Source organism: Nocardioides daejeonensis (assembly GCF_003194585.1).
In the GTDB taxonomy this organism is placed as follows: Bacteria; Actinomycetota; Actinomycetes; order Propionibacteriales; family Nocardioidaceae; genus Nocardioides; species Nocardioides daejeonensis.
In genome coordinates this window covers 55,393-81,558 of the sequence record NZ_QHKZ01000010.1, presented here as the reverse complement: position 1 = coordinate 81,558, position 26,166 = coordinate 55,393, and the positions used below count along the sequence as shown (strand labels likewise).

General features: G+C 70.2%; 29 protein-coding genes. 13 read left to right on the top strand and 16 right to left on the bottom strand.

Translation table 11 applies throughout. The features are described from left to right. Positions 1-211: 211 nt before the first annotated feature. A complete protein-coding gene (locus tag DNK54_RS19825; RefSeq protein ID WP_204164721.1) occupies positions 212-3,934 on the top strand; it encodes a multifunctional oxoglutarate decarboxylase/oxoglutarate dehydrogenase thiamine pyrophosphate-binding subunit/dihydrolipoyllysine-residue succinyltransferase subunit in 3,723 nt (1,240 codons plus the stop codon). Between the two features lie 6 nt (positions 3,935-3,940). After that, positions 3,941-4,117 (top strand): DUF6104 family protein, encoded by a 177-nt coding sequence (locus DNK54_RS21365; protein WP_204164720.1) that lies wholly within the window; start codon positions 3,941-3,943, stop codon positions 4,115-4,117. 31 nt (positions 4,118-4,148) lie between these two features. Here the strand turns inward: DNK54_RS21365 and DNK54_RS19820 are convergent, their stop codons facing one another. From DNK54_RS19820 to DNK54_RS19805, 4 genes are all read right to left on the bottom strand, one after another. Beyond that, entirely contained in the window at positions 4,149-4,838 is a 690-nt protein-coding gene (locus DNK54_RS19820; protein WP_110208745.1) for an SDR family oxidoreductase, read from the bottom strand. Beyond that, a complete protein-coding gene (locus DNK54_RS19815; RefSeq protein ID WP_110208744.1) occupies positions 4,835-5,803 on the bottom strand; it encodes a zinc-binding dehydrogenase in 969 nt (322 codons plus the stop codon). The genes DNK54_RS19820 and DNK54_RS19815 overlap by 4 nt, the downstream gene beginning before the upstream one ends. A gap of 20 nt (positions 5,804-5,823) precedes the next feature. Then, the gene (locus DNK54_RS19810) at positions 5,824-7,017 is read right to left on the bottom strand and encodes an NAD(P)-dependent malic enzyme (RefSeq protein WP_110208743.1); all 1,194 of its coding nucleotides are present in this window, start codon (positions 7,015-7,017) and stop codon (positions 5,824-5,826) included. Between the two features lie 113 nt (positions 7,018-7,130). Next, positions 7,131-7,502, bottom strand: a complete 372-nt coding sequence (locus tag DNK54_RS19805) for a S24/S26 family peptidase (RefSeq protein ID WP_110208742.1) — start codon at positions 7,500-7,502, stop codon at positions 7,131-7,133. 54 nt (positions 7,503-7,556) lie between these two features. On the opposite strand from DNK54_RS19805, the gene sodN reads away from it, so the two are divergent. From sodN to DNK54_RS19790, 3 genes are all read left to right on the top strand, one after another. Beyond that, complete coding sequence (gene sodN, locus DNK54_RS19800) at positions 7,557-7,958, top strand: superoxide dismutase, Ni (protein ID WP_110208741.1); 402 nt, start codon at positions 7,557-7,559, stop codon at positions 7,956-7,958. 113 nt (positions 7,959-8,071) lie between these two features. After that, the gene (locus tag DNK54_RS19795; protein WP_110208740.1) at positions 8,072-8,446 is read left to right on the top strand and encodes an ATP-binding protein; all 375 of its coding nucleotides are present in this window, start codon (positions 8,072-8,074) and stop codon (positions 8,444-8,446) included. Positions 8,447-8,455: 9 nt separating this feature from the next. After that, entirely contained in the window at positions 8,456-9,250 is a 795-nt protein-coding gene (locus DNK54_RS19790; protein WP_110208739.1) for an RNA polymerase sigma factor SigF, read from the top strand. 1 nt (position 9,251) lies between these two features. Here DNK54_RS19790 and DNK54_RS19785 read toward each other — a convergent pair whose 3' ends face one another. Next, on the bottom strand, positions 9,252-9,635 hold the full coding sequence (locus DNK54_RS19785; protein WP_162602569.1) for a hypothetical protein: 384 nt from the start codon (positions 9,633-9,635) through the stop codon (positions 9,252-9,254). A gap of 175 nt (positions 9,636-9,810) precedes the next feature. Here DNK54_RS19785 and DNK54_RS19780 point away from each other — a divergent pair, with 175 nt between their 5' ends. Further along, the gene (locus tag DNK54_RS19780; protein WP_110208737.1) at positions 9,811-10,062 is read left to right on the top strand and encodes a WhiB family transcriptional regulator; all 252 of its coding nucleotides are present in this window, start codon (positions 9,811-9,813) and stop codon (positions 10,060-10,062) included. Positions 10,063-10,074: 12 nt separating this feature from the next. On the opposite strand, the gene DNK54_RS19775 is transcribed toward DNK54_RS19780, so the two are convergent. Further along, complete coding sequence (locus DNK54_RS19775; RefSeq protein ID WP_110208736.1) at positions 10,075-11,547, bottom strand: sensor histidine kinase; 1,473 nt, start codon at positions 11,545-11,547, stop codon at positions 10,075-10,077. Between the two features lie 154 nt (positions 11,548-11,701). Between DNK54_RS19775 and DNK54_RS19770 the strand changes: the two genes are divergently transcribed. Beyond that, the gene (locus tag DNK54_RS19770; RefSeq protein WP_110208735.1) at positions 11,702-12,547 is read left to right on the top strand and encodes a DUF2785 domain-containing protein; all 846 of its coding nucleotides are present in this window, start codon (positions 11,702-11,704) and stop codon (positions 12,545-12,547) included. A 24-nt stretch (positions 12,548-12,571) separates the two neighbouring features. Then, the gene (locus tag DNK54_RS19765) at positions 12,572-14,239 is read left to right on the top strand and encodes an acetolactate synthase (RefSeq protein WP_110208734.1); all 1,668 of its coding nucleotides are present in this window, start codon (positions 12,572-12,574) and stop codon (positions 14,237-14,239) included. Between the two features lie 7 nt (positions 14,240-14,246). Here DNK54_RS19765 and DNK54_RS19760 read toward each other — a convergent pair whose 3' ends face one another. Genes DNK54_RS19760 through DNK54_RS19750 form a run of 3 tightly spaced genes read right to left on the bottom strand, consistent with a single transcriptional unit; the run spans position 14,247 to position 16,871 of the window. After that, positions 14,247-15,092 (bottom strand): amidohydrolase family protein, encoded by an 846-nt coding sequence (locus tag DNK54_RS19760; RefSeq protein ID WP_110208733.1) that lies wholly within the window; start codon positions 15,090-15,092, stop codon positions 14,247-14,249. A 37-nt stretch (positions 15,093-15,129) separates the two neighbouring features. Further along, positions 15,130-15,867 carry an SDR family NAD(P)-dependent oxidoreductase gene (locus DNK54_RS19755; RefSeq protein ID WP_110208732.1) on the bottom strand — a complete coding sequence of 246 codons (738 nt, stop codon included), beginning with the start codon at positions 15,865-15,867 and terminating at the stop codon, positions 15,130-15,132. After that, positions 15,861-16,871 carry an LLM class flavin-dependent oxidoreductase gene (locus DNK54_RS19750; protein WP_110208731.1) on the bottom strand — a complete coding sequence of 337 codons (1,011 nt, stop codon included), beginning with the start codon at positions 16,869-16,871 and terminating at the stop codon, positions 15,861-15,863. The genes DNK54_RS19755 and DNK54_RS19750 overlap by 7 nt, the downstream gene beginning before the upstream one ends. 91 nt (positions 16,872-16,962) lie before the next feature. Here DNK54_RS19750 and DNK54_RS19745 point away from each other — a divergent pair, with 91 nt between their 5' ends. Beyond that, positions 16,963-17,874: a LysR family transcriptional regulator gene (locus tag DNK54_RS19745; protein ID WP_110208730.1), complete on the top strand. Its 912-nt coding sequence runs from the start codon at positions 16,963-16,965 to the stop codon at positions 17,872-17,874. A gap of 15 nt (positions 17,875-17,889) precedes the next feature. Here the strand turns inward: DNK54_RS19745 and DNK54_RS19740 are convergent, their stop codons facing one another. From DNK54_RS19740 to DNK54_RS19720, 6 genes are all read right to left on the bottom strand, one after another. Further along, entirely contained in the window at positions 17,890-18,261 is a 372-nt protein-coding gene (locus DNK54_RS19740; RefSeq protein ID WP_110208729.1) for a thioesterase family protein, read from the bottom strand. Positions 18,262-18,343: 82 nt separating this feature from the next. Further along, positions 18,344-18,418: a 50S ribosomal protein bL37 gene (locus DNK54_RS21815; RefSeq protein WP_369759046.1), complete on the bottom strand. Its 75-nt coding sequence runs from the start codon at positions 18,416-18,418 to the stop codon at positions 18,344-18,346. Between the two features lie 96 nt (positions 18,419-18,514). After that, on the bottom strand, positions 18,515-18,772 hold the full coding sequence (gene rsrA / locus DNK54_RS19735; RefSeq protein WP_110208728.1) for a mycothiol system anti-sigma-R factor: 258 nt from the start codon (positions 18,770-18,772) through the stop codon (positions 18,515-18,517). Continuing rightward, positions 18,769-19,410, bottom strand: coding sequence for a sigma-70 family RNA polymerase sigma factor (locus tag DNK54_RS19730; protein ID WP_110208727.1), 642 nt, complete (start codon positions 19,408-19,410; stop codon positions 18,769-18,771). Before DNK54_RS19730 ends, rsrA begins: the two co-directional genes overlap by 4 nt. A 126-nt stretch (positions 19,411-19,536) precedes the next feature. Next, on the bottom strand, positions 19,537-20,181 hold the full coding sequence (locus DNK54_RS19725; protein WP_110208726.1) for an alpha/beta hydrolase family protein: 645 nt from the start codon (positions 20,179-20,181) through the stop codon (positions 19,537-19,539). After that, on the bottom strand, positions 20,181-20,921 hold the full coding sequence (locus DNK54_RS19720; protein WP_110208725.1) for an SOS response-associated peptidase: 741 nt from the start codon (positions 20,919-20,921) through the stop codon (positions 20,181-20,183). Before DNK54_RS19720 ends, DNK54_RS19725 begins: the two co-directional genes overlap by 1 nt. Positions 20,922-21,092: 171 nt before the next feature. On the opposite strand from DNK54_RS19720, the gene DNK54_RS19715 reads away from it, so the two are divergent. The 4 genes from DNK54_RS19715 (at position 21,093) to rsgA (ending at position 25,679) form a co-directional block, all read left to right on the top strand. After that, complete coding sequence (locus DNK54_RS19715) at positions 21,093-21,782, top strand: hypothetical protein (RefSeq protein ID WP_110208724.1); 690 nt, start codon at positions 21,093-21,095, stop codon at positions 21,780-21,782. A gap of 73 nt (positions 21,783-21,855) precedes the next feature. Further along, positions 21,856-23,394, top strand: coding sequence for a sigma-70 family RNA polymerase sigma factor (locus tag DNK54_RS19710; protein ID WP_110208723.1), 1,539 nt, complete (start codon positions 21,856-21,858; stop codon positions 23,392-23,394). Positions 23,395-23,409: 15 nt separating this feature from the next. Continuing rightward, positions 23,410-24,684 (top strand): 3-phosphoshikimate 1-carboxyvinyltransferase, encoded by a 1,275-nt coding sequence (gene aroA / locus DNK54_RS19705; RefSeq protein WP_110208722.1) that lies wholly within the window; start codon positions 23,410-23,412, stop codon positions 24,682-24,684. Positions 24,685-24,686: 2 nt separating this feature from the next. Next, a complete protein-coding gene (gene rsgA / locus DNK54_RS19700; RefSeq protein WP_110208721.1) occupies positions 24,687-25,679 on the top strand; it encodes a ribosome small subunit-dependent GTPase A in 993 nt (330 codons plus the stop codon). A 1-nt stretch (position 25,680) separates the two neighbouring features. Here the strand turns inward: rsgA and DNK54_RS19695 are convergent, their stop codons facing one another. Continuing rightward, positions 25,681-26,160, bottom strand: coding sequence for a DUF2231 domain-containing protein (locus DNK54_RS19695; RefSeq protein ID WP_110208720.1), 480 nt, complete (start codon positions 26,158-26,160; stop codon positions 25,681-25,683). Between the last annotated feature and the right edge of the window lie 6 nt (positions 26,161-26,166).

Sequence of the window (26,166 nt, the reverse complement as noted above, 5' to 3'; positions counted from 1 at the left end):
CTGAGACAACGCTCCGAAGGGGCGGTTCGAGCAGCGCTCGAGCCGCCCCTTCGACGTCTCCGGCACGCTCCGAGCAGCACCTCGGACCGTGCCGGTGAACACACCGTGGACACATTGGCTACCGGCTTCGGCATTTCACCCACCGGGGGTCTAGCCTTGGTGCCCGACACCGCTCACTTATCAGCTGCATCCGGAAGAGGCGAACCAAGCAGTGGCTGAGTCTTCTCAGAACAACTCCCAGACGGACTTCGGAGCCAACGAATGGCTGGTCGACGAGATGTTCGACCAATACCGTCAAGACCCGTCCAAGCTCAGCCCCGAATGGCGGGCGTACTTCGCTGAGGGGAAGGGCGGGGCGACGACCTCGACCACCAACGGCACCACGGCGAGTACGCCGGCGCCGGCAGCTCCTGCAGCCGCACCCGCGGCGGCGTCGGCACCCGCCGCGCAGGCGGCCCCGGCAGCCACGCCGTCCACACCTGCCCCCGTGGCTCGCCCGCGGCCCGCAGGCAAGGCGGCCGAGCCGGCTCGCGGCACCTCCTCCCCCGAGCCCCGCGAGCCGAAGCAGACCACGCGGACCGAGGCGGACGCACAGCCGTCCTACACCGTGCTGCGCGGCGCACCCGCGCGTACGGCCGCCAACATGGACGTCTCCCTCACGGTGCCGACGGCCACCTCCGTACGCACCGTCCCGGTCAAGCTGCTGTGGGACAACCGCACGGTCATCAACAACCACCTGGCCCGCGCCCGCGGCGGCAAGGTCAGCTTCACCCATCTGATCGGCTACGCGCTGGTCCGGGCGCTGCGCAGCATGCCGGAGATGAACGTCGGCTTCGACGTGGTCGACGGCAAGCCCAACCTGATCACCCCGGCCCACATCAACCTGGGCCTGGCAATCGACGTGCCCAAGCCCGACGGCTCCCGACAGCTTCTCGTGCCGTCGATCAAGGCCGCCGAAGACATGGACTTCGCGCAGTTCTGGACCGCCTACGAGGACATCGTCGTCAAGGCGCGCAACAACAAGCTGACCGTGGCCGACTTCCAGGGCACCTCGATCTCGCTGACCAACCCCGGCGGCATCGGCACCGTGCACTCCGTGCCGCGGCTGATGAAGGGCCAGGGCGCGATCATCGGCGTCGGCGCGATGGAGTATCCGGCCGAATGGCAGGGCGCCTCGGAAGAGGCGATCTCCCGCAACGGGATCAGCAAGGTGATGACGCTGACCTCGACCTACGACCACCGCGTGATCCAGGGCGCGCAGTCGGGTGAGTTCCTCAAGCGGATCCACGAGCTGCTGCTCGGCAAGGACGGCTTCTACGACGACATCTTCCGGTCGCTGCGGATCCCGTACGAGCCGATCCGCTGGAGCAACGACATTGCGACCAGCCACGACGACGAGATCAGCAAGCAGGCCCGGATCCTCGAGCTGATCCACGCCTACCGCGTGCGCGGCCACATGATGGCCGACACCGATCCGCTCGAGTACCGGCAGCGCAGCCACCCCGACCTGGAGATCGAGTCGCACGGGCTGACCCTGTGGGACCTCGACCGTGAGTTCGCCACCGGCTCGTTCGGCGGCGAAGGACGGCGCTTCATGAAGCTGCGCCACATCCTCGGCATCCTGCGCGACTCCTACTGCCGCACCATCGGCATCGAGTACATGCACATCCAGGACCCGGAGCAGCGTCGCTGGATCCAGGAGCGCGTCGAGCAGCCGCACGTGAAGCCGCCGCGCGAGGAGCAGTTGCGCATCCTCCTCAAGCTCAACCAGGCCGAGGCGTTCGAGACCTTCCTGCAGACGAAGTTCGTCGGCCAGAAGCGGTTCAGCCTCGAGGGCGGCGAGACCACCGTCCCGGTGATCGACGAGATCTGCGAGGCCGCCGCCGAGAACTCCCTCGACGAGGTCTGCATCGGCATGGCCCACCGGGGCCGCCTCAACGTGCTCGCCAACATCGTCGGCAAGAAGTACTCCCAGATCTTCCGGGAGTTCGAGGGCAACATCGACCCGCGCACGGTCCAGGGCTCCGGCGACGTGAAGTACCACCTCGGCGCCGAGGGCGAGTTCGTCGCGGGCTCCGGCGACAAGATCAAGGTGTCGGTCGCCGCGAACCCGTCCCACCTGGAGGCCGTCGACCCGGTCCTCGAGGGCATCGCCCGCGCCAAGCAGGACGTGCTCGACCGGGGTGCGGAGTTCCCGGTGCTGCCGCTGCTGGTGCACGGCGACGCGGCGTTCGCCGGCCAGGGTGTCGTTGCCGAGACCCTCAACCTCTCGCAGCTGCGCGGCTACCGCACCGGCGGCACCATCCACGTGGTCGTGAACAACCAGGTCGGCTTCACCACCTCCCCCGGCTCGTCGCGCTCCTCGCTCTACTGCACCGACGTGGCCCGCATGGTCCAGGCGCCGATCTTCCACGTGAACGGCGACGACCCGGAGGCCTGCATTCGCGTCGCGCGGCTCGCCTTCCAGTACCGCCAGGCGTTCAACAAGGACGTCGTGATCGACCTGGTCTGCTACCGCCGTCGCGGCCACAACGAGGGTGACGACCCGTCGTACACCCAGCCGTTGATGTACGACCTGATCGAGCAGAAGCGCTCGGTGCGCAAGCTCTACACCGAGTCGCTCATCGGTCGTGGCGACATCACGATCGAAGAGGCCGAGCAGGTGCTCCGCGACTACCAGCAGCAGCTGGAGCGGGTCTTCACCGAGGTCCGCGAGGCCACCTCGCAGCCGTCGGAGTGGACCACCGTGCCGGACTACCCGGAGAAGACGGCCGGGGAGGCCATCACCGCGGTCTCCCCGGACGTGATGAAGCGGATCTCGGACGCTTATGTCACCCCGCCGGAAGGCTTCACCGTCCACCCGAAGGTGATGCCGCAGCTGCAGCGTCGTGCGGGCGCCATCTTGGAGGGCCCGATCGACTGGGGCACCGGCGAGATCCTCGCCCTCGGCTCCCTGCTGATGGAGGGACGCCCGGTCCGATTGGCAGGTCAGGACTCGCGGCGCGGCACGTTCGTGCAGCGGTTCGCGACCATCATCGACCGGCACAACGCCGACGAGTGGACGCCGCTGGCCAGCCTCACCGAGGACCAGGCCCGGTTCTACATCTACGACTCGCTGCTCTCTGAGTACGCCGCCCTCGGCTTCGAGTACGGCTACTCCGTGGCACGGCCCGACGCACTCGTGCTGTGGGAGGCCCAGTTCGGCGACTTCGTCAACGGCGCCCAGACCGTGATCGACGAGTTCATCTCCTCCGGTGAGGCGAAGTGGCGCCAGCAGTCCGGCGTCGTCCTGCTGCTGCCGCACGGCTACGAGGGCCAGGGACCGGACCACTCCTCTGCTCGCATCGAGCGCTTCATGACGATGTGCGCCGAGGACGCCTTCGTGGTCGCCCAGCCCTCGACCCCGGCGTCGTACTTCCACCTGCTGCGCCGGCACTCGCTCGGCGAGGAGCACCGCCCCCTGGTGGTCTTCACGCCCAAGTCGATGCTCAAGCGCAAGGAGGCCGCCTCGCGGCCGGAGGACTTCACCACCGGTTCCTTCCGCGGGCTCATCGGCGACCAGGTCGAGGACCCGAACGCCGTCGACACGCTGCTGCTCTGCTCGGGCCGGATCACCTGGGACCTGATGAAGGCGCGGGGCGGGCACGAGAACGCGCAGCGGTTCGCGATCGCTCGGGTGGAGTGCCTCTACCCGTCCCCCGACGAGCTGCTCCGCGAGGAGATGGCGAAGTACCCCAACCTGAAGACGATCCGCTGGGTGCAGGACGAGCCGGCCAACATGGGTCCGTGGCCCTACTACGCACTCAACGTGTGGCCGGAGCTGGGCATCACCGTCGAGCCCGTGACCCGGCCCGCCTCGTCCTCGCCGGCGGTCGGCACGAGCAAGCGCCACCTGGAGGAGCAGCAGGTGCTCATCTCCGCCGCGTTCGCCTGAGCCGTCATGTACTTCACCGACCGAGGCATCGAGGAGCTGGAGAAGCGCCGGGGTGACGAGGAGGTCACCCTGGCCTGGCTCGCCGACCGGCTCCAGGAGTTCACCGACACGCATCCGGAGTTCGAGACGGCCGTCGAGCGCCTGGCCACCTGGCTGGCCCGGCTCGACGACCCGGAGGACTGAGCAGCACCGCAGTGCCCCACGATCCCCGAGGTCAGCGCGAACGCAGGCTGACCTCGGGGATCGTCACGTCCTCGGGCAGGTCGAGCACATGCAGGATCGTCGCGGCCACAGACTCCGCCGACATGAAGTGCGAGGGATCGTAGGCCCGGCCCTCCTGCTCGTGAACCAGCGCCTGCATGGGTGTGGCGGTGCGACTCGGGAAGACCGAGGTCACCCGGACCCCGGCGGCGGCCTCCTCCGCACGCAGCGAGTCGGCGAACGCCCGCAGCCCGAACTTCGAGGCGGCGTACGCGGACCACTCGGGGTTGGCCACCAGGCCGGCGCCGGAGTTGACGAAGACGACGGTGCCGCGGGTACGCCGCAGCGCCGGCAGGCAGGCCCGGGTGAGCAGCATCGGCGCCACCAGGTTCACCTCCAGCTGCTCGCGGAGGCCCTCGTCGGGCTGGTCGGCGACCGACGACAGCTCGACCACGCCGGCCGCGTGCACGACGGTGTCGAGACGGCTCGGCAGATGCGCCTGCCGTAGGGCGTCGGGCAGCGCCGCGGTGTCGGCCAGATCGAGGACGACCAGACCCGGCTCCGCGAACTCGTCGCGCAACTGCTCGACCCGCGCCCTGCTCCGGACCGGGAGCACGAGCGTGTCCTGCCGCTCGCGCAGGAGCCGCGCCAGCGCCAGCCCGATTCCCGAGCCGGCGCCCGTGACGAGATGGGTGCGACTCACCGCGTGAAGACGATCTTGCCGAAGACGTCGCCGTGCGCCATCGCGGCGAAGCCGTCGCGGGCGTCGGTCATCGGCAGGACCCTGTCGATCAACGGGCGAGTGCCGGTGGCGTCGAGCATCTGGGTGAGCGAGGCGAGCTCCGCTCGGGTGCCCATGGTGGAACCGATGACCCGGAGCTGCAGGAAGAAGATCCGGGTCAGCTCGGCGTCGTCGAGCTGCGGTCCCGACGTCGTCCCGGAGATGACGATCGCGCCGCCGGGGCGCAGGGCCCGAATCGAGTGGGACCACGTGGCGCGGCCGACGGTCTCCATGACCGCGTCGACCTTGATGGGGAGTCGCGCCCCGGACTCGAAGACGTCATGAGCACCGATCTCCAGCGCCCGTGACCGCTTCGCCTCGTCACGGCTGGTCGCCAACACCCGCAGCCCCGCCGCGCGAGCGAGGATGATCAGGGCCGTCGCCACGCCGCCGCCCGCACCCTGCACCAGGACCGTGTCGCCCGCCTTGAGCCCGCCCTGCGTGAAGAGCATCCGGTAGGCCGTGAGCCACGCGGTGGGCAGGCACGCCGCCTCCTCGAAGGAGAGGCTGGCGGGCTTCGGCACCACGTTGCGTCGGGGCACGACGACCTGATCGGCGAAGGTGCCCTGATGCCGCTCGGAGAGCAGCGAGCGCTGCGGGTCGAAGGTCTCGTCGCCGCTCCAGTCCGGGTGACTGATGACGGAGTGCACGACGACCTCGTTGCCGTCGGCGTCGATACCGGCCGCATCGCAGCCGAGAATCATCGGCAGCGCCTCCTGACGCAACCCGACCCCACGCAGCGACCACAGGTCGTGGTGGTTGAGCGACGCAGCTCTCACGGTCACCGTGGTCCATCCGTCAGGGGCCACCGGGTCGGGACGCTCGCCCACCACCAGGCCGCTCAGCGGGTCGTCGGAGGAGAACTTCTCAGCAAAGACAGCAAACATGTGCCGACCCTAGCGGGTCGTCAGCGGCGGGCGACGCCGTCGCGGCGCGCTGCCTCGGCGACAGCGGTGGCAACCGCCGGGCCGACCCGCGGGTCGAACGGCGAGGGGATCACGAGGTTCTCGTGGAGGTCGTCGCCGACCAGGTCCGCGAGAGCGTCGGCGGCGGCGATCTTCATCCCCTCCGTGATGGCGGTGGCATGCACGTCGAACGCGCCACGGAAGATGCCCGGGAAGGCCAGCACGTTGTTGATCTGGTTGGGGAAGTCCGAGCGACCGGTGGCGACCACCCGCGCATGGCGGTGAGCGACCTCGGGGTGCACCTCGGGGTGCGGGTTGGCCAGGCCGAAGATGATGGCGTCGTCCGCCATCGTCGCCACGATCTCCTCCGGCACCGTGCCTCCGGAGACGCCGATGTAGACGTCGGCGCCGACCATCACGTCGGCCAGGCTGCCCTTGCGACCGAAGTTGTCGGCGGTGTCGCGAGCGAGATCGGCCTTCACCGGCGTGAGGTCGGAGCGCTCGGAGTTGAGCACGCCCTGCCGGTCGGTGACTGCGATGTCCTTGATCCCCGCCTCGAGCAGGATCCGGGTGACCGCCACCCCGGCCGCTCCCGCTCCGGAGATGACGACGCGGGTCAGCGCCGGGTCGCGATCGGTCAGTCGCAGCGCGTTCTTGAGTGCTGCCAGGGCGACCACGGCGGTGCCGTGCTGGTCGTCGTGGAAGACGGGGATGTCCAGCCGCTCCTTGAGCCGTTCCTCGATCTCGAAGCAGCGCGGTGCGGAGATGTCCTCCAGGTTGATGCCACCGAAGGAGGGCGCCAGCCGAGCGACCGTCTCGATGATCTCCTCGGTGTCGGTGGTGTCGAGGCAGATCGGCACTGCGTCGACGTCGCCGAACTGCTTGAAGAGGACCGCCTTCCCCTCCATCACCGGCATCGCAGCGGGCGCGCCGATGTCGCCCAGCCCGAGCACCGCCGTACCGTCGGTCACGACCGCCACCGTGTTGGGCACCCAGGTGTAGTGCCGGGTGTTCTCCGGGTCCTCCGCGATCGCCTCGCACACGCGTGCCACACCTGGCGTGTAGGCGAGGCTGAGCACCTCCGCACCGTCGAGCTCTACGGTCGACTGGATCCGCATCTTGCCGCCGAGGTGCAGGTCGAAGACCGGATCACCGGCAAAGGGGTGCGTCGTGGATTGATCGGCGGAGGAGGGCATATGGGGCGGCTTTCGGTCTGCGGGGCGGGTGGACGTGAGGTCCGTCGCGAGGCACGCATGTCGGGCGTGAGAAACGAATGGGACCGAGGGGGTCTTCCCAACCCACCATCCTGTCACACGGGAGCCACGCCTCCTGCCCTGCCCCACCTGTGGAACGGCCAGACCCGACGCCGTACCACCGCGAGTACGTCGTCAGCGGGGATCACGCCCCGATGACGGGAGTCCACGCCCTCGGCGGGGTTGTCGCTGAGCAACCACCAGCCGGGGCTCCCGGAGCGCGTCGGCCTCATCTCCACGGCCCTCTTCACCACGATCGCCCCATCGGGGAAGCGGGCGACCACCAGGTCGCCAGGCGCCGGTCGAGCGCCATGCCGCACCAGTAGCCGGTCGCCGCCTCGCAGAGTGGGCTCCATGGAGCGACCGCGAACGACGGCGAACCCCCATCGTCGCCGACCCTGGACACCACGCTTCGCCCCGTCGCGCATGCGGAGTAGTGTCGCATCAGTACGACTCATCCCCCTGCCGAGAGGTTGTCACGCATGTTTGCGCGTCTGTTCGCCCCCACGCTCGAGGTCCAGGCTCACTGCGACCTGCCCTGCGGTGTCTACGACCCCGCCCAGGCCCGCATCGAGGCCGAGTCGATCAAGGCTCTCATCGCCAAGGTCGCCGACAACGACGACCCGGACTTCCGGACCCGCGCCCTGATCATCAAGGAGGAGCGCTCGGAGCTCGTCAAGCACCACCTCTGGGTGCTGTGGACCGACTACTTCAAGCCCCCGCACTTCGAGGCCTACCCGCAGCTGCACACCCTCGTCAACGAGGCGACCAAGCTCGCCGGCGCCGGCGGCACCAAGGGCACGCTCGACGCCGAGGCGGCCGACCAGCTGCTCGCCAAGATCGACGAGATCGCCGAGATCTTCTGGGCGACGAAGAAGGGCTGAGGAACGAAGCTGACGCGAGTCAGCTTCTTTTCCCCGGCGGCGGCGGTGGAGTTCTCGTGACTCCACCGCCGCCGCTGCGTTTGCCGGGGACTCGTTCTGGCAAGGTTGGTCCCATGCGTCCCGATGCCGAGTTGAGCCTGCCCGCCGAAGCAGCCTTCGTCTCCGTCCTCCGCGCCACCGCGGTGAGCCTGGCCGCTCGGCTCGACTTCACCGTCGATGACCTGGAAGACCTGCGGATGGCGATCAGTGAGGCCGCCGGGCTGGTGCTGGCCCAGGCGACTCCCGGGGGCACGCTCGCGACCGCCTTCGCGTTCGGCGAGGGCCGGCTGACCGTGCGCGTCAGCGGACCGGTCACCGACCCGGCACCGGTCGAGCGCGACGACTTCGCCTGGCAGGTGCTCTCTGCCCTGACCGTCGATGCCGCCAGCGACGTCGAGGACGGCCACCTGGTGGTGACGTTCACGATCGTGTCCCTGGCCGCGTTCTGAGGGGCCGAGATGACTGACGAGAGCGGCAGCCCGCCCGAGACCCAGCTCGCCGCGGTGAAGGCCCGGAGCGCAGCGCTCTTCGCCGAGCTGAGCGACCCGGAGGCAGCACATCGGCATGAGGCGGTACGCAACGACCTGATCCGGCTGCACCTTCCGCTGGTCGACCACTGCGCCCGCAGGTTCCGCAACCGCGGCGAGCCCTACGAGGACCTGGTGCAGGTCGGCACGATCGGCCTGATCAAGGCGGTCGACCGCTTCGACCTCGAGCGTGGGGTCGAGTTCTCGACCTACGCGACGCCGACGATCATCGGTGAGATCAAGCGCTACTTCCGCGACAAGGGCTGGGCGATCCGCGTGCCACGCCGGCTCCAGGAGCTGCGGATGCGGATCAGCTCCACCACCGCCGAGCTCACGCAGTCTCTCGGTCGTTCCCCGACCGCCTCCGAGCTGGCCGAGGCGATCGGCTGCTCGGTCGAGGACGTGGTCGACGGGCTGGAGTCCGGCAACGCCTACTCCACACTCTCCCTCGACGCCGGCGACAGCTCCGAGGACGGCGCGCTCACCATGTTGGACACCTTGGGCGTCGAGGACGACGGTCTGGAGCACGTGGAGCTGCGCGAGTCGCTCAAGCCGCTGCTGGCGGCGCTTCCGCCCCGGGAGAAGAACATCCTGATGCTGCGCTTCTTCAAGAACATGACGCAGTCGCAGATCGCCACCGAGGTGGGGATCAGCCAGATGCATGTCTCTCGGCTGCTGACTCGCACGATCGCGCACCTGCGCGAGGCGATGGAGGAGCCGGGCTGAGCTACTCCTCGTCGGAGAGGTAGTCGATGCTCTGCGGATGCAGGAGCCCGATCAGCGTCACGACGGCGACCGTCAGCAGTGCCGCAGCCACCGCCACGGTGCTGCCGCCTCGGAAGCTCCACGCCACGCCGAGCTGGATGAGCTGAGCCAGCAGGACCGGGCTGCGCGCCCAGGAGCTGCCGCGGTGCAGCGCATAGGCACAGAAGACCAGGCCCGCGCCGTACAGGCCGAAGAAGGCGGCGGTGGTGAGCCCGACTGCCGGCCTGGATCCCACGGTGTTGGCCAGCTCCAGGATCCCGTAGCCGATGAGGAGCACGCCCTCGATCGCGGCGAGAGAGAGGGCCACGACCAGGGGTGCGGGCGGTGCGGCGACGGGATGTTTCACGGATCAGAGCGTATCTGTGACCAAAGTGACCTCGCGAAGGGGTTGTCTACCGGCGCTTCTCTTGCGAATCTTGTCCGTGCGCCCGTGATGGGTCACCTGACCTGCCCGCGCCCAGATCTTTTTCCCGCGCCCTCACCACAGGGCGACCACCGCAACCAGAGGGAGTTCCCCGGCCATGGATTGGCGCCATCGTTCCGCATGCCTCGACGAGGATCCGGAGCTGTTCTTCCCGATCGGCAACACCGGTCCGGCCATCCTCCAGATCGAGGAGGCCAAGCAGGTGTGCCGTCGTTGCGACGTGCGCGAGCAGTGTCTCGCGTGGGCGCTCGAGGCGGGACAGGACCACGGCGTCTGGGGCGGCCTCGGCGAGGACGAGCGGCGCGCGCTGAAGCGTCGCAACGCGCGAGCCCGGGTGCGGACCGCCTGATCTCCGCCGCTCTCAGGCGAGCGGCAGGTCGAGGGTGACGCGGGTGCCGTGGCTAAGCGGCGGGTGCGCCGGCTCGATCGCCAGGATGCCACCGAGCTCGGACTCGACCAGCGTACGCACGATGGAGAGCCCGAGGCTGGTGCTGGTGTCGAGGTCGAACCCGGCGGGGAGACCGCAGCCGTCGTCCTCCAGCACCAGGTGCAGGCGACCGACCAGGCGGTCGGCGACCAAGCGGATCCGGCCGGTGTCGCCGTCCCGATAGCCGTGCTCGACCGCGTTCTGAAGCACTTCGGTGATCACCATCGCCAGCGCCGTCGCCGTCTCCGAGGGGAGCACGCCTACGCTGCCGACCCGCTCCACGCGCACCTGCTCCCCCACCGTGCTCACGTCGGTCACCATGTGGCCCAGACGCTCGACGATCTCGTCGAAGTCGACGTTCTCCTCCACCGCCTGGCTCAAGGTCTCGTGGACGATGGCGATCGATCCGACGCGGCGTACCGCCTCCTCGAGGGCGCTCTTCGCGTCCGGGTTGTTCATGCGGCGTGCCTGGAGACGGAGCAGGGCGGCCACCGTCTGCAGATTGTTCTTCACCCGGTGGTGGATCTCGCGGATCGTGGCGTCCTTGGTGACCAGTTCACGGTCACGGCGGCGTAGATCAGTGACGTCGCGCAGCAGCACGAGCGAGCCGCTGTGCTCTCCCTGTGGACGCAGCGGGATCGCCCGGGCGATCAGGCTGACCCCGTCGGCGTCGATCTCGGTGTCGCGATGCGCACGGCCGCCCAGGACGGCGCTGAGCGTCTCCTCGTCGGGGCGGAGCTTCGGGGGCACCAGTTGCCGGGTGAGGTCGGCCAGCACGTGGCTGGTGAGGTCGCCGGTATGACCGAGCTTGCGGTACACGCTCTGAGCATTCGGTGAGGCATAGGCAACGCGCCCCTCTGCGTCGATCCGCACAAAGCCGTCACCGACCCGCGGGGTGTCGGCATGGGCGCTGCGCGCGCCGGTGCTGGGGAAGCTGCCGCGCTCGATCATCTGGTTGAGGTCGGCGGCCGCCTCCAGGTAGGCGAGCTCCAGCTGACTGGGCGTGCGTACGCCGAGCAGGTTCGTGTTGCGAGCAACCACCGCGATCACCCGATCACCACGTCGCACCGGGATCGTCTCCACCCGGACCGGGATGTCGGAGCGCCACTCCGGGTCTCCCTCGCGCACCAGCCGCCCGTGCTCGAAGGCCCGCCGCAGCATGTGGTCCTTGTTCCAGGCGACGAAGGTGCCGACCACGTCGTCGTGCAGTGCCGTCGGCCCGGTCGTCGGGCGCATCTGACCGGCCGCCCAGAAGCCGGAGCGGTCGCGGTCCGGGAGCCAGAGCACCAGATCGGCGAAGGCGAGGTCGGCGATGATCTGCCAGTCGGCGGTCAGCCGGTGCAGCCAGACCACGTCGTCGGCATCCAGGTCGGTGCGGGACTCGACGAGGTCGTCCAGGGTCGCCATGGCCTCAGCATAGAGACGACGCGCCAGCCGAACTGGTCGGCCTCCGCCGGAGCCGGTGACCAGTTCGGTGGGTACGTCGGCAGTGGGCGCGCGGCGTTGGGGAGAGTCGGCGGGCTTTCGGCGTCGACCGCCTCGGGCTGGCAAACTGGTGTCCATGGCATCGGCGTACTGGGACGAGGTGAGAGCCAGCGGGCTCCGCGTCCCACCCGACCGGCCCTTGGACGACCTGACCGCCGAGCTGACCGCGATGCTCGGCAGCACCGACCCCGGTCGTCGTGACCGCACCGCCTACGAGGTGCTTGCCGGCTGGATCAGCCGCGGGGTCTACGACGACCTGCTGCCCGGGCTGGGCGACGGCATGGCCGCCGGCCTGGAGCGGGGGCTCGGGGAGGTCGGCACCGACAGCGTCTTCAGGCGGAGCTACTCCGCGTTGGTGCTCACCGAGTGCATCGAGCGGGACAACCGGACCGGAGCGCTCACTGCCGACCGCATCCTCACCTGGGGCGACCGGCTCGCCGGTTGGTTCCTCGGGGAGCGCGATCTCCGCGGCTTCGTGCCCGGCAAGGGCTGGGCACATGCGCTGGCCCACGGCTCGGACGCGATCGGAGCCATCGCCGACTCGCCCCACCTGGACCTGGCCGAGCTCACGGTCCTCCTCGACGTGCTCGGGGAGCGTGTCGTGCTGCCGACAGGCATGGTGATCGAGGCGGGCGAGCCCGATCGGCTGGCCGCCGCGACGCTACGGATCCTGCGCCGCGACCTGGTGCCGCTCGAGCTCTTCGAGCCCTGGACGCAGCGCATCGCGGAGGCCGCCACACCGGCGTACGACGACGAGAATCCCTACCCTCTCACCCTGCTCCCCCAGGCCTTCCTCCGCGCGCTCCACCTGCAGCTCTCCCTCGGCTCCCGACGCCCGAAGGACCGCGCGGACCAGCTCCTGGTGCTGGTCGACGCGCTGCGACTCAGCAACCCGGCACACCTGTCTCCCCGCAAACACTGAGTGTGAGCCCGTAGTCTCGGACACATGACCGAGATCACATCCCCGTCCTCTCTCTCCGGGCACGCCGGCGAGCTCGCCGTCGCCGTCGCCCGGGCGCACGGGGTCGAGAACATGTTCACCCTCTCCGGCGCCCATGTCTTCCCGATGTACGACGGCGCGGTGAAGGCCGACCCGCCGATGCGGTTGGTGGACGTCCGCCACGAGCAGACCGCGGCCTTCGCCGCCGAGGCGACCGGCAAGCTCACCCGGACTCCCGGCTTGGCCGTGCTCACCGCCGGGCCGGGCGTGACGAACGGCGTCAGCGCCATCGCACAGGCCCAGTTCGCCGGCTCGCCGATGGTGGTCGTCGGCGGTCGTGCTCCGGCCAACCGCTGGGGCACGGGCTCCTTGCAGGAGCTCGACCAGCCGCCGATCCTGGCACCGGTCTCCAAGCTCGCCCGGACCCTGCCGACCGCCGCCGACGTGACCGCCGGCATGGACGAGGCGTTCACCGTTGCCGGCTCCTCCCACCGCGGCCCGGTCTTCGTCGATGTGCCGATGGACGAGTTCTTCAACTCCGCGCAGACGTCGTACGACGGGCCGGCCGCTCGTGAGCGCCAGGCACCCGACAGCGATGCCATCGGCGCGATCGCCCGCCTGCTGGCGGCTGCCGAGCGGCCGGTGCTCGTGCTCGGGACCGACGTCTGGGCCGACGGCGCCGAGGAGGCGGCGCTCGCGCTGGTGGAGTCCCTCGGCCTGCCCGCCATCACCAACGGCATGGGGCGCGGCATCGTGCCGGGCGGCCACCCGCTTCTGGTCACCAAGGCACGTGGCCAGGCGCTCGGCACCAGCGACCTCGTCATCGTCGTCGGTACGCCACTCGACTTCCGGCTCGGCTACGGCGTCTTCGGCGGCAAGGACGGCGCCCCCGCCGCCCAGGTGGTGCACCTCGCCGACTCCGCGGGGCAGGTCAGCGGCCACGCCCAGCTCGCCGGGTCGGCGTACGGCGACCTGTCGCTCGTGCTGACCGAGATCGGCACCGCTGTCGACCGGGTCGGACCGCGGGACTGGCGCACCTGGGTGGCAGGCCTCCAGGAGACGGTGGCCGCCGCCGCGGCCCGTGACGCCGAGTTGCTGCGCGCCGAGGCGGACCCGGTGCATCCGGCCCGCATCTACGGTGAGCTGGTGCCGCGGCTTGCCGACGACGCCGTCGTGGTCGGGGACGGCGGCGACTTCGTCAGCTTCGCCGGCAAGTTCGTCGAGCCGAAGCGCCCCGGAGGCTGGCTCGACCCCGGCCCGTACGGCTGCCTCGGCGCCGGCCTGGGTGCGGCGATGGCGGCACGACTGGTGCGGCCCTCCGCGCAGGTGGTGCTGCTCCTCGGCGACGGCGCCGCGGGCTTCTCCCTCATGGACGTCGACTCACTGGTGCGCCAGGACCTTCCGGTCGTCATGGTCTGCGGCAACAACTCGGCCTGGGGCCTGGAGAAGGGGCCGATGCAGATGCTGTACGGCTACGACGTGGCCGCCGACCTCGCACCCAGCACCTCCTATGACGGCGTCGTCCGCGCGCTGGGAGGGGCCGGCGAGACGGTGACCGATCCTCGGGAGATCGGCCCCGCCCTCGACCGCGCCTTCGCCTCGGGCGTGCCCTACCTGGTCAACATCATCACCGACGTCAACGCCGCCTATCCGCGGAACACGTTCGGGATCTGACCCGGCCTCACCGCGCGTAGGCGCGGGCCGCGTTCTCCGCCCAGAACCCGGCCTGTGCCTCCGCGTCGGCCCCGGCCACCACGCTCTCCAGAGCCGCCAGGAGCTGCCGGTGCGTTCCCGCCATCGTTTCGATGGGCAGGTTCGACCCGAACGCGACGCGCTCCCAGCCGAGCTGGTCGATCGCGAACTCCAGCCACGGTCGCAGGGCCGGCTCCGCGAGGTCCATCGTCGTCATGCCAAGGCCCGAGAGCTTGCACAGGTACGGCGTCGAGGTCGCGAAGGCACGCATTGCCTGTTCCCACGTCGTCCGCGCCTCCGGATCGGTGCCCGTGGGCCAGCCGGTGTGCTCCAGCACGACCCGCAGCTCCGGATGGCGGTTCAGCTCGTGCAGCCAGGCCGCCATCTGCTCCGGATGGGTGACCAGGTCGAAGACCAGGCCGCGCTCCTGCAGCCAGCGGAGGACCGTGTCTGCCGCCGGGGAGCCCGGCTCCAGGCCGTCGAGGACCCGAAGCCCGCGCAGGCGCGGGCTGGCTGCCTGCGCCTCCAGGTCCGCCAACAGCTCAGCTCGGTCGAGCGTCGGGTCGACCGTGGCGACGATCAGCAGGTCGAGCGCGTGCTCGTCGGCGAGGCGGTCCAGCCAGGCGGTCTCGTCCAGGTAGGCGCGGGGCTTCGTGGTCGCCGAGACGTGGACGAAGGTCTCGACGTCACGGCCGTCCCCGGCACGGTAGTCGTCGAGGAGGAAGTCGGCGTACAGGCCGGGCACGCCCAAGGCCTCGCCCCACACCTTGAGGCCGGGGTACCAGTCGTGCTCGGTGACGTTGATGAGGTGCATGTGGGCGTCGATGGTGCGCATGTCTCTCCTTCTGCTGGAACAACGGGGAACGTGGGGATCAGTGCATGGTGATGCCGCCCGAGACGCTGAGCGTCTGGCCGGTGACGTAGGTCGACTCCGGGCCGAGCAGCCAGCCGATGCTGGCCGCCACGTCGTCCGGGTCGGCGAGCCGCCGCAGCGGGATGCCGCGCCGCAGCCGGGTGAGGTAGTCGGGATCGGCCTGGGTCAGCCTCTCCGACATGGTGCCGGCGATCGGTCCCGGGCTGACCACGTTGACGCGGGTGCCGTGGCGGCCGAGCTCACGGGCGAGCGACTTCGCCGCGCCGAGGAGCGCCGCCTTCGTGGCGCTGTAGACCACCTCACCGCCCGCTCCTGCCCTGGCCGAGTCGGAACCGACGAAGACGACGCTTCCGGGCCGGGCGGTCAGTGCCGGAAGCAAGGCATGCGTCAGCAGCAGCGGGCCCCACTGGTTGACCCGGTAGAGCTGGTCCCAGGTGGCCGGGTCAGAGTCCGCGAAGGGCGTGATCTGGGCCCGTCCCGCGCAGTGCACGACCCCCAGCCCGCCAGCCAGGGAGCGATGCCTGGCAAGCACCTCCTGGCCGACGGCAACCACGCTCTCGTGGACGCCCAGGTCGAGGGTGAGCGTCGTGACACCGGGCAGCTCCTCGACCTCCACGGGCGGACAGAGGTCGGCAGCCACCACCGGCATGCCGTCGCGGACAAGCCGCTCCACCACTGCTCGACCCACGTCGCCGGCGGCGCCCGTGACGAGCACCTGGCCGAGGGCGGTCACCACGACCGGAGTGTGGGCAGGACCTCGGCCGCGAACCGACGCAGGCTCTCGATGCCCTCGGTGCGCAGGTCGACGCCGGGGTGAGGCCCGAACAAGACCAGGTCGGTGAGACCCAGATCCTTCACGAAGGGCTCCAGCACAGCGAGCACCGTGTCGGCGTCGCCGATCAGCTCATTCGCGCGATAGGTGTCTGCCGAGGGCTCCAGCCCGTAGTCCAGATCGGGATCGCCGAACTCGGCGCGGATCTTGCGGTAGTAGTCCCAGCGCTCGAAGTAGAGATGCTGACGGCGCTGCCAGACGGCTTCGGGGTCCTCGTCGGTGACGGTGATGCTCCACGGGTTCGACACCCGGGTGGAGCCGGCCTCATACCCGGCCTCAGCGAGCGCCGCGTGATACGCCTCGTGCACCGCGGGGTCGACGGATGCACCCGCCAGGTTCGCCCCGTGTCGTCCCGCCCGCGCTGCCGCTGCAGGCGTTGTCGCCGCCACCCAGAGCGGTGGGTGTGGCTGCTGCGCCGGCGTCGGCTGGACCTGAAGCCCGGGGATCTGGAAGTACCTGCCGTCGTGGTGGACCGGCTCACCGGACCAACCGCTCTTCAACAGCTCGATCGTCTCCTCCATGCGGGAGGGTCGCGTGCGCGGGTTGAGGCCGAACGCGACGTACTCGGCGACCCGGTGCCCGCTGCCGATCCCTACGTCGAGCCGACCGCCGGAGAGCTGGTCGAGCACGGCGGTCTCCTGAGCCAGCGCCAGCGGGTGGTGCAGCGGAGCCACGTAGATGTAGGAGCCGATGCGCGCCGTGCTCGTCCGGCTGATCAGCTGGGAGAGGAAGATCGGCATCGAGGGCGCGTAGCCGTCCTCGCTGAAGAAGTGCTCCTGGACCAGCAACCCGTCGAAGCCGAGCTGCTCAGCCTGCTCGAACGTCCAGAGGCAGTCCTCCCAGAGGTCGGGCCAGGCCTGCTCACGGTGGGGTGAGGCCTTCATCTCGAGGGTGAGGCTGACGCGCATGCTTGCTCCTTCGGTGTTCGGATGCCTCCATCCTTGGCCGGGAGTGCTGCCGCAGGCCAACACCAAAAAGGACCTGATCTAGTATCTCGACATGATGGATCTCTCGCTGCGCGACCTCGAGTACGTCGCCACGATCGCTCGCGAGCGGAACATCACCCGGGCCGCCCAGACCCTGCATATGGCGCAGCCCGCGCTCAGCCAGTCGCTGCAGAGGATCGAGCGGCGGCTCGGCGTACGCCTCTTCGACCGCACCAGCCGCCAGGTCACTGCGACCCCGGCCGGAGAGCTGCTGGCCGACAGCGCGATGGAGATCCTCGCCGACGTGCGCCGGGCGATCGAGCGGACCCGCCAGGTCGGCGGCCTGCCCGAGGTGCTGCGGATCCACGTCAGCGAGCCCTCCCTGGTGACTCCTCGGCGAGTGCTGGCAGCAGCCCGGGCCAACGTGCCCGAGGCGGCGATCCACCAGACCACGCTGCCGGGGGACGACGTGGCGGCCCAGCTCCTCACCGGAGAGCTCGACCTGGCGATCGCCGGCAGGGTACGCGGCGAGGGCCTGCGCAGCCTCCGGGTACGCGACGAGCGGGTCGGTGTACTGGTCGGCGCGGACCACCCGCTTGCCGCGCTCGACGAGGTCTCCCCCGATGACCTGGCCGCCCATCACCTTCTGTCGATCGATCAGACGATGAGTTCCTGGGACACCTGGGTGACCGACTACCTGGCCCACTACGAGCTGACCCCGCGGTGGACCAAGGAGGTGGTCTTCGGGTTGAGCACGGGGAGCGATGTCCTCTCGGACCAGCGCACGGTCCTGCTCACCCTGGAGTCGGTGAGCCGTGACTATCTCGACGGCCTGGTCTGGCGCCCCATGACCCCGCTGCGGATGGTGCCGTGGTTCCTCACCTACCGCGAGGAGAGCGCCACGACGAGCGCGGCGGTCCGCACCGTGCTGCGGGTCGTCGAGCGACTCGCTCGCGACCAGGGCTGGCGCACCACCGACAGGTGAGCGCCCGGCACCGCCCTAGACCCCCAGCCGGGCCAGGAATCGCTCGGCGTCGACGACGACGCGGGTCACCTCGCCGGAGCCGACCAGCTTGTCGCCCATCCGGGCGGCGACCGTGAAGCGCACCAGCTTCGGTTCGGCGTAGACGGCGTGCGCCTCCACCGTGACCGTGGCACCGATCCTGCTGGCCGCAAGATGCTCCAGGGAGACCCGGGTGCCGACGCTCGTGCGACCGGCCGTCAGCAGCGGCTCGATGGCCAGGCAGGTGACGGCCTCGCACCAGGCCAGCAGGCGCGGCGTACCCAGGACGGGGAGACTGCCCGACCCGACCGCCTGGGCAGTGTCGTCGTCGGTGACGGTGAAGGTCTGCGTCGCGGTGAGTTCAGCCATGACACGAACCCTCGCACGAAATGCGAGAACCCCCGAGCCGGTGCGACTGGGGGTTCTGCAATCCTGCGCGGCCTGAGCTGACTCAGGCGTTGGGGCGCTTGCCGTGGTTCGCGCCCTTCTTCTTGCGTGCGCGGCGCTTGCGTCCGGTCTTGCCCATGGTTCCTCCTGATGAGATCTGCGTCGGTCATTCTCGCAGCAAGGAGCACCGCTGCGCGAATCGGGTTCTACTCAGTGCACGTCCCCGGGGTGACGCTCAGGCCTCGGTGATCCGGACCTGCACCTCGCGGAGCTGCACCAGCACCCGCTGCCGGAGGCCGTCGGGGGCCTGCTCCGAGCAGGACCGGGCCACGATCTGCTTCACCGTGCGCTCCAGGTCGTACTTCTGCAGACACGGTCCGCACTCCTCCAGGTGAAGGCGCACCACGGAGCAGTCGGCCTCGTCCAGCTCGTTGTCGATCAGATAGACGATGCGCTCGAGGTAGTCGGCGCAGTCCTGCTGCTCGTGGCTCATGCCTTCGACTCCTCTTCATCGAGGCGAAGCAGGTCGTTGTCACGCACGTAGTCGGCAAGCATGTCGCGCAGCTGACGACGGCCCCGGTGCAGGCGAGACATCACGGTGCCAATGGGGGTGTTCATGATCTCGGCGATCTCCTTGTAGGGAAAACCCTCCACGTCCGCGAGATAGACCGCGAGGCGGAACTCCTCCGGCAGGCGCTGCAACGCGTCCTTCACCTGCGAATCCGGCAGATGCTCGAGCGCCTCGGTCTCCGCGGACTTCAGGCCGCTCGAGGTGTGGGACTCGGCGCGGTGCAGCTGCCAGTCCTCCACCTCCTCGGCCATCGACTGCTGCGGCTGCCGCTGCTTCTTGCGATAGGAGTTGATGAAGGTGTTGGTCAGGATCCGGTAGAGCCAGGCCTTGAGGTTGGTTCCTGGCTTGTACTGGTGGAATGCCGAGAACGCCTTGGCGAACGTCTCCTGCACCAGGTCCTCCGCGTCGGCCGGGTTGCGGGTCATCCGCATGGCCGCCGAGTAGAGCTGGTCGAGATAAGGCAGGGCGTCGCGCTCGAACCGCGCCGAACGCTGGACATCGGTCTCGTTGGCGAGGTCGACCTCGCTGAGCTCGACGTCCGTCGGGAGTGCGGTGGTCATGGATTCAGTCATCGTCTCCCAGGGTACGGGAGATGGCGAGGGACGATCCATCACGGCAATCACGTCGGGCACAACACCGACCGGCCCGAGATTGTTCCCCGGGCGGACGGCCCGCGGGTGGAGCGGTCAGTCGATCTCGCGCGTCAGCCATTCGACGGTGGCGGCGACGATCAGTGCGGCCACCTCGTCGGGGGTGATCGGCGCCGACTTGGCGGTCTTGAAGGAGTGGTCGGCGTACGGCACCGGACAGAGCTCGGTGCCCTCGGGGAACTCCTCGGGACGACCGAAGGGATCGCGCTCGCCTTGGATCACCAGGGTGGGCACCCCTGCCTCCTGCAGCTCTGCCAGGCGCGACTTCTCCAGCTTCCCCGGCGGATGCAGCGGGAAGGAGAGCGCGAGGACGCCGGCGGCGCCGATCGTCCGGGCACACCGAGCCGCGCTCCGGGCGCCTGCCGACCGCCCTCCGACCACGAGCTGCACCGCCGGAGCCAGCTCGCTGGCGACCTGCTCCGCGACCGCGCGCAGCGCCACGTCGAGGGTCGCGGGAGGACCCGCGATCCGTCGACCCGCGACCTTCCAGGGCTGCTCCAGGAGATGGACTGTCACCCCGTTCCGGGGCAGGTACTGGGCCAGCGCCGCGAGATCGGCGGTCTCGATCCCCGCACCGGCGCCGTGGCTGACCAGCAGGGCCGCACGGGGCTCGGCGGCCCGGTGGCTCAGCAACCGGGCCGGGCCGCCCGGAGTGTCGACGTACCGCTCTCGGACCGTCATCAGTGCTCCAACGGCAGCGGGTCGATGAGCTCGGGGCCGTTGTTGCGCACGTTGCTCACCAGGGGCGCGACCGGGTACGCCTCCAGGCGACCGGGTGCGGCCGGCTCCAACAGCGCCAGGAGGTCGGCGGCCGCGTGCGGACGCGGATCGAGCCACTCGTCCCACCGCTCGCGCGGCACCATCAGCGGCATTCGATCGTGAATCTTGCCCAGGTCGTCCTCGGCGGCCGTCGTGATCACGGTGCACGTCCACAGCCAGGCTCCCGGGTCGCCGTCGGCGACTGACCGGTCGCGCCAGAACTCGTAGAGCCCCGCCATCGCCAGGACGCCGCCGTCCCTGGGCCGGATGAAGAACGGCTGCTTGCGCGGCTTGCCCTTCGCATCCTTGTGCTCGGTCGGGTACCACTCGAAGTAGCCGTCAGCGGGCAGCAGACAGCGGCGCCCGGCGAAGGCACGGCGGTAGGCCGGCTTCTCGGCCACCGTCTCCATCCGCGCGTTGATCATCCGGTTGCCGATGCTGGCTTCCTTCGCCCACGACGGAACCAGGCCCCAGGTCAAGGCGCGCAGCTGTCGCTGTTGCGGTCGCTCCTCGCGCGCCGGCCGCTCCAGGACGGCGTACACCTCCTTGGTCGGCGCCACGTTCCAGTCCGGCTCCAGCGGCGCCGGGAGGTGGGCCTCCTCCACCTCGAACTCGTCGATCAGGTCCTCCGGGCTCCTGGAGGACGCATACCTGCCGCACATGCCTCCAGTCTAGGAAGCCGCGCCGCCACGGCGCCGCACGAAGTGCCGGAAAAAGATCTCCCGAAACCGCGTCATAGGCCGACGCCCCGCCCGTTCCCCTGGTGAGCCCATGTGGGGGCATGAGAACCGGGGAGGGAAGCCGTGGGCCTGTTTGCGACGAGAGTGCGAACAGTGCCCACGGCTGTTCCCGGCGTACCACCACTGCCCGAGCGCATCGAGCAGCAGGTGGCGCCGTGGTTCGTGGCCGTTGCCGAGGGCTGGGTCCTCGGCAACGGCACTGCCGCGGCCTGCGAGATCGCGGGCCGCCGGCTCGCCGAGTCCGGGGTGGGACTGGACGAGGCCTTGAGGGAGCTGCGCGCGACGAGTCGGCTGGTCCTGGGAGGGGATCCGCCGTTCGGCGACGTGCAGGCACTGTGCCGGGCCTGGAGCGAGGCGACGCTGAGTTACCTCCACCAGATCTCCTGCGAGGACCCGTTGACGGGTCTGGCCACCACCACGCATCTGCGCACCGCGGTCGCCGAGCTCTACAGGGGCGGGTTCGGCGAGCCGACCGGTGTCTCGAGCGCATATGCACTGGTGATCAGCGAGATCGACGCGCGCTCCGGGTCCGGCACCGTGATGGACACCGCGCTCGCGCTCACCCGACTCGGCGAGGCGCACCGCACCGTCTTCCCGACCGGCGTGGTCGGCCGGATCGGGCCCCGACGCGTCGCCGCCCTGGTCTCGCGTGACGAGCGCCTGGGACGCCGTGTCCGGCTGCTCAAGCAGCTGGCCGACTCCGCCGGACGCATCTGGATCGAGGGACTTCCCGCAGGCGAAGAGGCCGCAGTGCTCCTCATCGACGAGCTGAGCCGGATCTGAGCGCGCACCCCGGACGTCGCCGGTCGGTAGGCTCGGCGCCGTCATGTTTTCCCGAGTTGATCGTTGAGCAGTCGTGAGTCAATCCACCGCCGATCTTGATGCCGTCGGCGACGCCGAACTCATCGCGGCGGTCCGGGGCGGTGACCTGACGGCGTACGGGACGCTCTTCGAGCGCCACGTCGCGGCGGCGAGACGCCTCGCCCGGCAGCTCACCAACGCCACCGACGCAGACGACCTCGTCTCGGATGCCTTCGGCAAGGTGCTCCGGGTGCTGCAGAACGGCGGCGGTCCCGACCTCGCCTTCCGTGCCTATCTGCTGACCTCCGTGCGCAGCCTGCACATCGACCGGATCCGATCCGGCTCGAAGCTGCAGACCACCGACGACCTGGAGCCGTTCGACCCCGGAGTGCCCTTCCACGACACCGCCGTCGAGGGGTTCGAGAACGAGGCTGCCGCAGCAGCGTTCGCCTCGCTTCCGGAGCGCTGGCAGATGGTGCTGTGGCACACCGAGGTGGAGGGCCAGAAGCCGGCAGACGTCGCCGAGCTCCTCGGCATGTCCCCCAACTCGGTCTCGGCGCTCGCCTACCGGGCGCGCGAGGGACTTCGCCAGGCCTTCTTGAACTCCCACGCGCCGGCCGCCGAGGACCCCGGCTGCCGGTGGACCCACGACCATCTCGGCGGATACGTGCGCAAGGGCCTCTCCCGCCGCGACGCCACCAAGGTGGAGAAGCACCTCGACGAGTGTCGCCGCTGCATGGCCATCTACCTGGAACTCGCCGAGGTCAACTCCGGTCTGGGCGCACTGCTCGCGCCTCTCCTGCTGGGCACCGCCGGCGCCGCCTACCTGGCCGGCACCTCGGGGGTCGCCGTCAAGGGCGGGCTGCTGCTCTTCCTCGACCGCGCACGCGACGCGGTGCTCGCCAACACGCAGGCCGCCGCCGTGGCCGGGGTCGCTGCCGTCACGGCTACCGTCGGCGTCGCCTACGTCGTGACGACCAACAGTGCGGAGCCGACCCGGCAGGCCACCGTCGAGGCGGCCTCCCCGAGCGTCGCCCCAGGCACACCGGCACGTCCCGCCCCCACCAAGACGCGCACGCCTCGGCCCGATCCCACCACCCCCACGCGGGTGGCCACCCCGGTCGACACCGAGACACCCGTCGCTCCTCCGCCGCCTCCCACGCCGACGGATGCACCGAGCGAAGACCCGACCGAGCAGCCCACCGAGCAGCCGACCGAGGAGCCCACGCCGACGGAGGAGCCGACGCCGACCGAGCAGCCCACCGAGGAGCCCACCGAGCCGGAGTACGACCTGGTGCTGGACGCCCGGACCGAGAGCGACCTGCTGCGCACCTCGGTCACCTTCACCGCCCGCGGCTTCGCGCCCGGCGGCTCGGCGACACTGCATCTCTCCTGGCGCGGCCTGGTGTTGGGGACCCTGCCCGGTGGATGTCACCGCACGGGACTCGGCGCGGCTACCTGCACCCTCGACGAGTCGCGCCCGTCGGTCACCGGCAGCCTCATCAACCTGGCGATCGGCGGCGTCACCGCGTCGCTGACTCCGGTCGGCTTCGAGGACGCCGACCCGGGCAACAACTCCTGGTCCTGGCCGTGATCATAGGGTGGCCGCGTGACGACTCCGGATCCTTGGCCCGCGCCGCGGGCCCACGCGCCCGTTGACCTTGCCGTCTCCCTGCCGGGATCGAAGTCCCTCACCAACCGTGCGCTCGTGCTCGCGGCGCTGGCCGACGGCCCTTCGGTGGTACGCCGCGCCCTGCGCTCGCGCGACACCCTGCTCATGGCGGGAGCCCTGAACGCGCTCGGTGCCGCGATCGACGTGAGCGGCGACGACTGGGCCGTCACCCCAGGGCCGCTGCGCGGTGGCTCGCAGGTCGACTGCGGGCTTGCCGGGACGGTGATGCGCTTCGTGCCGCCGGTCGCTGCCCTTGCCGAGGGCGATGTCGCCTTCGACGGCGACCCGCACATGCGGAACCGGCCCGTGGGCGCGATGCTCGCCGCGCTGCGTACCCTCGGCGTCCGCTTGGACGACACCGACCGGCTGCCGTTCACCCTGCACGGCACCGGCTCGGTCGCCGGGGGCGAGGTCGTCATCGACGCTTCGGCATCGAGCCAGTTCGTCTCGGCACTGTTGCTGGCCGGCGCCCGCTACGAGAAGGGCGTGGACGTGCGCCACGACGGCAAGCCGGTGCCGTCCCAGCCACACATCGAGATGACGGTGGCGATGCTGCGCCAGCACGGTGTCGAGGTCGACGACTCCGACGCCAACCGGTGGTCGGTGGCTCCCGGGACGGTCCGTGCGGTCGACCACCTCATCGAGCCCGACCTCTCCAACGCTGGTCCGTTCCTGGCTCTCGCCGCCGCGACCGGCGGCCGGATCACGGTGCGGGACTGGCCGCAACGCACCACCCAGGGCGGCGACGCGCTCCGCGAGATCCTGACCGCCATGGGCTGCGGCGTCACGCTCACCGAGGACGGTCTCACCGTCACCGGCCCGGAGCGCCTCCAGGGTGTCGACCTCGACCTGCACGACGTCGGCGAACTTGCCCCGGTCGTCGCAGCCCTGTGCGCGCTGGCCGAGGCGCCCTCGCACCTGCGCGGCATCGCCCACATCCGCGGCCACGAGACCGATCGGCTCACCGCCCTCGCCACCGAACTGAACGCTCTGGGCGCCGAGGTCACCGAGCACGACGACGGTCTCTCCTTCCGCCCGGCGCCGCTCCGCGGCGGCCTCTTCCACACCTACGCCGACCATCGGATGGCACATGCCGCGGTGATCCTCGGCGCGGTGACCGACGGCGTCCTGGTCGAGAACGTCGCCACGACCGGCAAGACCTTCCCCGACTTCCCTGGCCACTGGTCGGGGCTCTTCACCGCGGCGGGCTGAGCATGGGGGGGCGGCGCTACACCGAGCACGATCACGAGCACTACGAGCGCCCGCGACGCCGCACCCGCCCACGCACCAAGGACCGACCCGCGCACGAGGACGCCGTCGAGGCGGTCGTCGTCACCGTTGACCGGGGCCGGTTCACCCTCCTCCTCGACGGTCGCACCGTGACCGCCATGAAGTCACGCAACCTCGGTCGCAAGGGCGCGGTGGTCGGCGATCGGGTCCGGGTGGTCGGCGACGTCTCGGGAGACGAAGGCAGCCTCGCTCGCATCGTCGAGGTCACCGAGCGTGCCACGACCCTGCGGCGGACCGCCGACGACGACGACCCGGTCGAGCGGGTCATCGTCGCCAACGCCACCCAGCTCGTCGTGGTGACCGCACTCGCCGACCCGGAGCCGCGACCGCGGCTCATCGACCGGGCCCTCGTGGCGGCGTACGACGCCGGGCTGGCGCCGCTGCTCTGCCTCACCAAGTCGGACCTGAAGGCGCCCGACGAGCTGCTGGCGACGTACCGCTCCCTCGGCGTTCCCTACGTGGTCACGCGCAAGGGCGGCGACCTGGACGAGCTGCGGGCACACCTCGAGGGGCACACCAGTGTCCTCCTCGGCCACAGCGGCGTCGGCAAGTCGACCCTGGTCAACGCGCTCGTCCCCGACGCCCACCGCGAGGTCGGCGTGGTCAACCAGGTCACCGGCCGTGGGCGGCACACCTCCACCTCCGCACTGCTGCTCGCGCTGCCCGACGGTGCCGGGTGGATCATCGACACCCCGGGCATCCGCTCCTTCGGGCTCGCGCACGTGCAGCCGGAGAACCTGATCGAGGCGTTCCCCGATCTCGACGAGATGACCGAGGACTGCCCCCGTGGCTGCACCCACGGAGCGGACGAGCCCGAGTGCGGACTCGACGAGGCGCTGACAGCCGGCGAGGCCGACCCGGAGCGAGTCGTCTCCTTCCGGCGCCTGCTCGCCGCCCGGGAGTCGAGCCAGTACTGACCTAGCCGTAGATCAGGCGCGCGCCGGCCTCGCCGGTCGCGATGGTCATGGCGATCGTCAGGACGGCGAGGATGATCAGCATGATCACCGTCGTCCACTCGATGACGGGGGCATGCTTGGCCCGCTCGCCACCGCGCGAGGCCAGCCCCGACGGACCACCCAGCGCCCACGCCGCGATGAGCACCACCGCAAGGAAGACGAGGACCAGCCACAGCAGCACGTCAGCGTGCTCCTGGTGGTCTTGGAAGCGCAGCGGCTCCGCGCCGGCATCGACCAGGTCGTCCTTGAACTCGCGGCCGGAGAACCATGCGTAGACGACAGCGGCCGTCGCGAGCAGCGAGGCTCCCACCATCGGCCAGCGCGTCGACCAGCGCCAGCGCGGCACCAGCGCGTAGACCACGGCCAGCAGCGCGGCGATCGGCACGAAGACGACCGCGACGTGGACGATCAGGGGGTGCGCCGGCAGGCCGTTGATCTCCATGACAGC